Below are 7,388 nucleotides of genomic sequence, written 5' to 3'. Positions count from 1 at the left end.
ATTCCCGCCTGCGCGGGAATGACGATTTACAGTAGATGCCTGCCATATCGAGAATTACGTGAATGAGCAAAATGTTGAACCCGACCCACGCTACGTCTTGCTTTTCAGACGACCTCTAAGCCGCGTTCCCTTCCAAAAAATCCTGTGCAAACCGTTGCAACACGCCGCCGGCTTCATATACCAATACTTCTTCTGCAGTATCGAGGCGGCAGGTAACGGGAACTTCGACGGTTTCTCCGTTTTTACGGTGAATCACGAGGGTCAGGTCGCAGCGCGGTGTACGTTCGCCGATAACGTCGTAGGTTTCCGTGCCGTCCAGTTGCAGGGTGTGGCGGTTGGTGCCGGGTTTGAATTGCAGCGGCAAGACGCCCATGCCGATGAGATTGGTGCGGTGGATGCGCTCGAAACCTTCGGCGGCGATGGCTTCCACTCCCGCGAGCCGCACGCCCTTCGCCGCCCAGTCGCGGCTTGAGCCTTGACCATAGTCCGCACCGGCAATGATGATGAGCGGCTGTTTGCGGTTCATATAGGTTTCGATGGCTTCCCACATGCGCATGGTTTCGCCTTCGGGTTCGACGCGGGCGAGCGAGCCTTGGCGCACGCTGCCGTCTTCGTTTTTCACCATTTCGTTAAACAGTTTCGGATTGGCGAAGGTAGCGCGTTGGGCGGTCAAGTGGTCGCCGCGGTGGGTTGCGTAAGAGTTGAAGTCTTCTTCAGGCAAACCCATTTTCGCCAAATACTCGCCTGCGGCACTGACGGCCAAAATCGCATTGGACGGCGAGAGGTGGTCGGTGGTGATGTTGTCGGGCAAAATCGCCAGCGGACGCATACCTCTTAATGTGCGTTCCCCTGCCAGCGCGCCTTCCCAGTAAGGCGGACGGCGGATGTAGGTGGACATCAGACGCCAATCGTACAGCGGACTGGGTGCTTTTTGCGCTTTGCCGGTGTCGAACATCGGTACATACACATCGCGGAACTGCTGCGGTTTCACATATTCAGCAACGACGGCATCGATTTCTTCGTCGGTCGGCCAGATGTCTTTCAGGCGGATTTCGCGGCCGTCTGCAACGCCGAGTACATCGTTTTCAATATCGAAACGGATGCTGCCTGCCAGCGCGTAAGCAACGACCAACGGGGGCGAAGCGAGGAAAGCCTGTTTCGCATACGGATGAATACGGCCGTCGAAGTTGCGGTTGCCTGACAGTACGGCGGTGGCGTACAAATCGCGGTCGATGATTTCTTTCTGGATTTTCGGGTCGAGCGCGCCGCTCATGCCGTTACAGGTGGTACATGCGAAGGCAACGATACCGAAGCCGAGTTTTTCCATTTCAGGCAGCAGGCCTGCTTCTTTCAAATAGATTTCGGCTACTTTTGAACCCGGGGCAAACGAAGATTTCACCCAAGGTTTGCGTTGCAAGCCGAGGCGGTTGGCATTGCGTGCCAACAGCGCAGCGGCGACAACGTTGCGCGGATTGGAAGTATTGGTACACGAAGTAATCGCGGCAATAATCACTGCACCGTCAGGCATTTGGCCGTCTGAAGGCTCTTCGTAAGGCTTCGCCAGCCCTTTCGCCGCCAAATCGGCGGTCGCAAAACGGGCATGCGGGTTACTTGGGCCTGCCATATTGCGCGTTACGCTGCTCAAATCAAATTTCAAAACGCGCGGATAAACGGCGGTTTTCAAGGCATCTGCCCATAAGCCTGCGGTTTTGGCGTAGGTTTCCACCAATTTCACCTGCGCGTCGTCGCGTCCGGTCAGTTTCAAATAATCAATGGTTTGCTCATCAATAGCGAACATCGCGGCAGTCGCGCCGAATTCAGGGGTCATATTGGAAATAGTTGCGCGGTCGCCGATGGACAGGCTTCTCGCACCTTCGCCGAAGAATTCGACAAATGCCCCGACCACGCGTTCTTTGCGCAAGAACTCAGTCAGTGCCAACACGATGTCGGTGGCAGTAATGCCCGGCCGGCGTTTGCCGGTCAGCTCAACGCCGACAATATCGGGCAGGCGCATCATGGACGCGCGTCCCAGCATTACGGTTTCCGCTTCCAATCCGCCCACGCCCACGGAAATCACGCCCAATGAATCGACGTGCGGCGTATGTGAGTCAGTACCGACGCAGGTATCGGGGAACGCCACGCCGTTTTTGACTTGGACGACGGGCGACATTTTTTCTAGATTGATTTGGTGCATGATGCCGTTGCCCGCCGGAATCACGTCCACATTTTCAAATGCGGTTTTTGTCCAGTTGATGAAGTGGAAACGGTCTTCGTTACGTCTGTCTTCGATTTGGCGGTTTTTGCGGAAGGCATCGGGGTCGTAGCCGCCGCATTCAACGGCCAGAGAGTGGTCGACGATGAGCTGGGTTTGCACCACCGGATTCACTTTGGCAGGATCGCCGCCTTTTTCGGCAATCGCATCGCGCAGACCTGCCAAATCCACCAACGCGGTCTGCCCCAGAATATCGTGGCACACCACCCGCGCCGGATACCAAGGAAAGTCGATTTCCTGTTTTCCCTCAATCAGCTGACCCAGCCAGCTTTGCAGCGTCGGCAAATCGACTTTGTCCGCGCGGTTGACCAAATTCTCCGCCAAAATGCGGCTCGTGTAAGGCAGCTTGTCGTAAGAGCCGGGCTTGATGTCCTCACACGCCGCACGCGCGTCGTAGTATTCCAAATCCGTACCGGGCAGCGGTTTGCGGTAACGTTGGTTGGCAGCCATGTCGGTTCTCCTGGGGATCTGTTTTTCTTGTGGTTTGAGGTTTCAGCCGACGTTTTGAAGGGGTCGTCTGAAAGGGTTTAAAACATCGAAATAATCATCTGATACAGCGGATTTCTCTCGTCTATCAACAATTTCACAGCCATCGAAATGCTGATGACAATCAGCAGCGGCTTAATCAGCTTCGAACCGAAGCGGACGGCAAATCTCGCACCTAAATTCGCACCGACAAACGCACCGACCGCCATCGTTGCCGCAATCGGGAAAATAATCGAACCGTGCAGCAGGAATACCGATAGCGAACCAAGATTGCAGGCAACGTTCGCCAATTTGGTGTAAGACATCGCGTTCAACAGCTTGCAGCCGAGCAAAACAATAAAGGCAATCAGAAAAAACGAGCCGACACCCGGTCCGAACACACCGTCGTAAAAACCCAAAAGCGGTGCAACCGTCAGCCCGAATAGAAAAAAAGATATTCTGGCTTTGCCTTCCTTACTGCCGTCGAGCTTGGGCGAAAACACAAAATACAGCGCGACAAATATCAACAAAATCGGCACGACCGCCAGCAGAATATCTTTGGAAACCAAGCTGACCGATAATGCACCGACCACGCCGCCTGCAAACGATGCTGCCGCAATCGGGAGACCTTTCTTCCAATCAATCAAACCTTTGCGTGCAAAAGAAACCGTAGCCGAAAACGTAGCAGCGGCTGCTTGCAGCTTGTTGGTGGCAATTGCCGACACGGGAGGAATACCTGCCAACAAGAGTGCAGGCAGCGTAATCAAACCACCCCCACCCGCAATCGCATCGATAAATCCGGCAATCATCGCAACCAAACCCAAAGCGAGTATTATATATAAATCTTCCATGTTTCTTATCCTTGAGCCAATACAGGATCATCTTCTAAAGAAATATACTCAATATTATTTTTATATCCAAAAATACGAATTAACAATCTTCTGTTATCTTGAATAACATCACGGCAATGCAAAGCCAACGTGTTGTTAATGATCATACAAGTGTTTGGTTGTAAGTTGATTTTATATTGTTCAGAGTTGTTGATTAATTCATTAAATCTATTCAAAGCATCTTTAACCGATTGGGGTGCATGCACATTAGTAGTAAATCTATAAGAGTTATATTTAACACCAATAGTTCCATCGTTATTAAATTCAAGTATAGATACTTTACTTCCCCCTGTTCCTTTTCCTGACGTAAACGTCTCACTACGAGTAAAGTCAAAATTTTCTGTCGTTAATGCCAATAAATCCAAATAATGCAACTTTTCCAAAATAGGTTGTAATGGAATTACTGTTGTCGGTTCTGATAGCGGATTGTATCTTGCAGTTAAAACAAGAGATGATGGTGCGGGGGAGTGATTATTAAAAATCTTTGTTGCCGCATGGTAAGGAGCTTCAGTATGCGCCCCTAATGCAATTCCTGAATGTGAACTTTTATCTACTTTGCTAACATCTTCATTTTCAAGTTTTGTTGCTCCACCTCCCTTGAAATTACCAACAAGTCTCATTATTTTCCCATGATTATCAATATTATAAGCAAATGCAAATTGCTCTACTGTTGCCAATAAAATCTGATTAGATGCAGCCAATTTCAAACATTCTAAGTTTTCTTCAAGCTCTTCCATTTTTGGTAAAGAACTTGGAATGCTAATTATTGAATTATCAATGTTTTTATCATAAAGATTATTAAAAATAACTACACAAGTTTTTTAATGAATGAATTTCTAGATTTCATCCTTTTGTTCTGAGTTTAAATATTTTTCCAATAAGGTTTTCCCTGCATTACTTGCAATTTCTCTTACTCCCTTTGCTTGACAGCCACCTATTGTTGCGATTTCCGTTGCTTTATTTTGAACAAACAAAGCAGCATCAGCAGTTAAATTAATAATTGATTGAAACTTATCCATTTAATACATACCCTTTTTATTAGGTTAAATTTTTAAACTTATTTCAGACAACCTTTCCAATAAGGCAAGGTCGTCTGAAATCCTCAGCTTTGCATACCGAAATAAAGAACAAACTGCTATTGCATTCTTCAATTATCGTTCTTCAATCTCCACAAACGCCAAATCTTCTGGACCTGTGTAGTTTGCGCTCGGACGGATGATTTTGCCGTCTTTGCGTTGCTCGAGAACGTGTGCGCTCCAACCGGTTGTACGGGAAATTACGAACAGCGGTGTGAACATAGCGGTCGGTACGCCCAATTTTTGGTAGGAAACGGCAGAGAACCAGTCCAGATTCGGGAACATTTTTTTCTCTTCCCACATCACGCTTTCCAAACGTTCGGCAATGTCAAAGAGGCGCATATCGCCGGTTTCTTTGCTCAAACCGCGTGCCACTTCTTTAATGACAACGTTGCGAGGGTCGGAAATGGTGTACACCGGATGACCGAAACCGATCACGATTTCTTTGCGGCCGATGCGTTCGCGGATGTCGGCTTCGGCTTCGTCGGCATTGCGGTAGCGTTTTTGAATATCGTAAGCCACTTCGTTCGCGCCGCCGTGTTTCGGACCTTTCAACGCGCCGATTGCTCCGGTAATGCTGGAGTACATATCAGAGCCTGTACCGGCGATCACGCGGGCGGTAAAGGTAGAAGCGTTGAACTCGTGTTCGGCATACAGAATCAGTGAAACGTGCATGGCTTTGATGTGTGATTCGCTTGGGCGTTTGCCGTGCAACAGGTGCAGGAAATGACCGCCGATGGTCTCTTCTTCGCTTTCAACTTCAATGCGTTTGCCGTTGTGCGAATATTGATACCAGTACAAGAGGATACTGCCGAGGCTGGCGATCAGTTTGTCGGCAATGTCGCGCGCTTCGCTTTCCGGATGGCCTTCACGTTCAGGATGAACACAGCCCAGCATGGATACGCCGGTACGCATCACGTCCATCGGATGGGTATGTGCAGGCAGGCTTTCCAAAACTTTAATCACACGGATAGGCAGGCCGCGCATGGATTTGAGCTTGGCTTTATAAGCGGCCAGCTCGAATTTGTTGGGTAAATGGCCGTGAATCAGCAGGTGGGCAACTTCTTCAAACTCACATTTTTGTGCCAAATCCAGAATGTCGTAACCGCGATAGCTCAAATCGTTGCCGGTACGGCCAACGGTACACAAAGCGGTATTACCGGCCGCAACGCCAGAAAGCGCAACGGATTTTTTAGGTTTGAGGGTCGGGGTTTGAGTAGTTTCAGTCATGGTATTTCTCCTTTGTGTTTTTATGGGTTTCGGGTTTTCAGACGACCGATGCGGATTTGTTGAAAGGCAGTCTGAAAGCGGTAAATCATTTTTGAAACAATTTATCCAGTTTTTGCTCGAAGGCATGATAGTTCAGATGCTCGTACAGCTCGGCACGGGTTTGCATACTGTCCACCACCGCCGCCTGAGTGCCATCGCGCATAATCGCTTCGTAAACATTCAGAGCGGCTTTGCTTGCTGCACGGAACGATGACAGCGGATACAGCACCAGCGACACGCCGTTTTCAGCCAGCTCGCTTTGGGTATAAAGCGGAGTGGAACCAAACTCGGTAATGTTCGCCAACACGGGCACTTTCACCGCATCTGCAAATTGGCGGTACATGTTCAAATCGGTCATGGCTTCAGGGAAAATCATGTCCGCACCGGCTTCGACACAAGCTTGGGCGCGTTCGATAGCGGCATCCAAACCTTCTACCGCCAGCGCATCGGTACGCGCCATAATCACGAAGTTCTCATCAACGCGCGCATCTACGGCAGCTTTGATACGGTCGACCATTTCATCTTTAGATACAATGGCTTTGTTCGGACGGTGGCCGCAGCGTTTTTGCGCTACCTGATCTTCGATGTGAACCGCTGCAACACCGGCGCGTTCAAAGTTGCGAATGGTACGGGCAATATTGAATGCACCGCCCCAACCCACATCGATGTCCACCAGCAAAGGCGTATCCACGTTGTCCGTAATGCGTCGTGCGTCGATCAGCACATCTTCCATTGTGGTAATGCCCAAATCAGGGATACCGCAAGAGCAGGCTGCCACGCCGCCGCCGGACAGATAGATGGCTTTGAAACCGCTTTGGGTGGCCAATCGTGCAAAATAAGCATTGACGCAACCGGCGACGGCAAGCGGATTCGATTCTTTCACGGCTTGGCGGAAACGTGCTCCGGCAGAGTGTTGACTCATCATATTTCTCCTTTATAGACTTTTTTTCAGTATGGACAGGCTTCCATCACATTCGGACGGCAAAACACAGCCATCCGACGCGTCGGGCATCCCAATCCAATCATTAAAAATATATGGGAACAATTATCTTATTGATATTTAAAACGAATCAAAGAAAAACAGCAGACCGTTCGGAATTATGCGGCAAAACCGCAGACAAGAAGAAAACAAGGGGATTATTCAGAAAAGGGGAAAACATCTGAATTGGTTTCATAGTAATGTTCCTTTGTAGTATTGTGTAGTTTTATTTTTTCGCTAATCTAAAACACAAGACTGAAAATGTCAAACATTTTTAAGGAGACTCATTACATAATTTTAATATTTTATTTTAATTCCATGATTAAACTAGATTAATTTTGAATTATTTGTTTCAATAAAATTGTCAGGAAATCAAGAAAAATTTTTGATAATCAAAATCCTGAAAACTTATAAAATATTTTATACATAAAAACAAT

The 7,388-nt window shown here is 48.6% G+C and carries 6 protein-coding genes; all 6 read right to left on the bottom strand.

Annotation, left to right across the window (positions count from 1 at the left end; translation table 11 throughout):
• Positions 1 to 115 precede the first annotated feature (115 nt).
• The 6 genes from acnD to prpB all read right to left on the bottom strand — a co-directional run bounded on the left by acnD (position 116) and on the right by prpB (position 6,894).
• Positions 116 to 2,722: a Fe/S-dependent 2-methylisocitrate dehydratase AcnD gene (gene acnD / locus HMPREF2959_RS02560; protein ID WP_070696348.1), complete on the bottom strand. Its 2,607-nt coding sequence runs from the start codon at positions 2,720 to 2,722 to the stop codon at positions 116 to 118.
• Positions 2,723 to 2,799: 77 nt separating this feature from the next.
• Positions 2,800 to 3,588, bottom strand: coding sequence for a TSUP family transporter (locus HMPREF2959_RS02555; protein WP_002222040.1), 789 nt, complete (start codon positions 3,586 to 3,588; stop codon positions 2,800 to 2,802).
• A 5-nt stretch (positions 3,589 to 3,593) separates the two neighbouring features.
• The gene (locus HMPREF2959_RS02550) at positions 3,594 to 4,364 is read right to left on the bottom strand and encodes a TauD/TfdA family dioxygenase (protein WP_019742919.1); all 771 of its coding nucleotides are present in this window, start codon (positions 4,362 to 4,364) and stop codon (positions 3,594 to 3,596) included.
• A gap of 99 nt (positions 4,365 to 4,463) precedes the next feature.
• A complete protein-coding gene (locus HMPREF2959_RS02545; RefSeq protein ID WP_019742920.1) occupies positions 4,464 to 4,646 on the bottom strand; it encodes a hypothetical protein in 183 nt (60 codons plus the stop codon).
• Positions 4,647 to 4,778: 132 nt separating this feature from the next.
• The gene (gene prpC / locus HMPREF2959_RS02540) at positions 4,779 to 5,933 is read right to left on the bottom strand and encodes a bifunctional 2-methylcitrate synthase/citrate synthase (protein WP_002234567.1); all 1,155 of its coding nucleotides are present in this window, start codon (positions 5,931 to 5,933) and stop codon (positions 4,779 to 4,781) included.
• Positions 5,934 to 6,018: 85 nt separating this feature from the next.
• Positions 6,019 to 6,894 carry a methylisocitrate lyase gene (gene prpB, locus HMPREF2959_RS02535; RefSeq protein ID WP_002224930.1) on the bottom strand — a complete coding sequence of 292 codons (876 nt, stop codon included), beginning with the start codon at positions 6,892 to 6,894 and terminating at the stop codon, positions 6,019 to 6,021.
• Positions 6,895 to 7,388 lie beyond the last annotated feature (494 nt).

This window comes from Neisseria sp. HMSC070F02, from assembly GCF_001814225.1.
GTDB lineage: Bacteria > Pseudomonadota > Gammaproteobacteria > Burkholderiales > Neisseriaceae > Neisseria > Neisseria meningitidis.
Note: the sequence above shows the minus strand (reverse complement) of the source record. Positions and strands in the feature narration are given on the sequence as shown.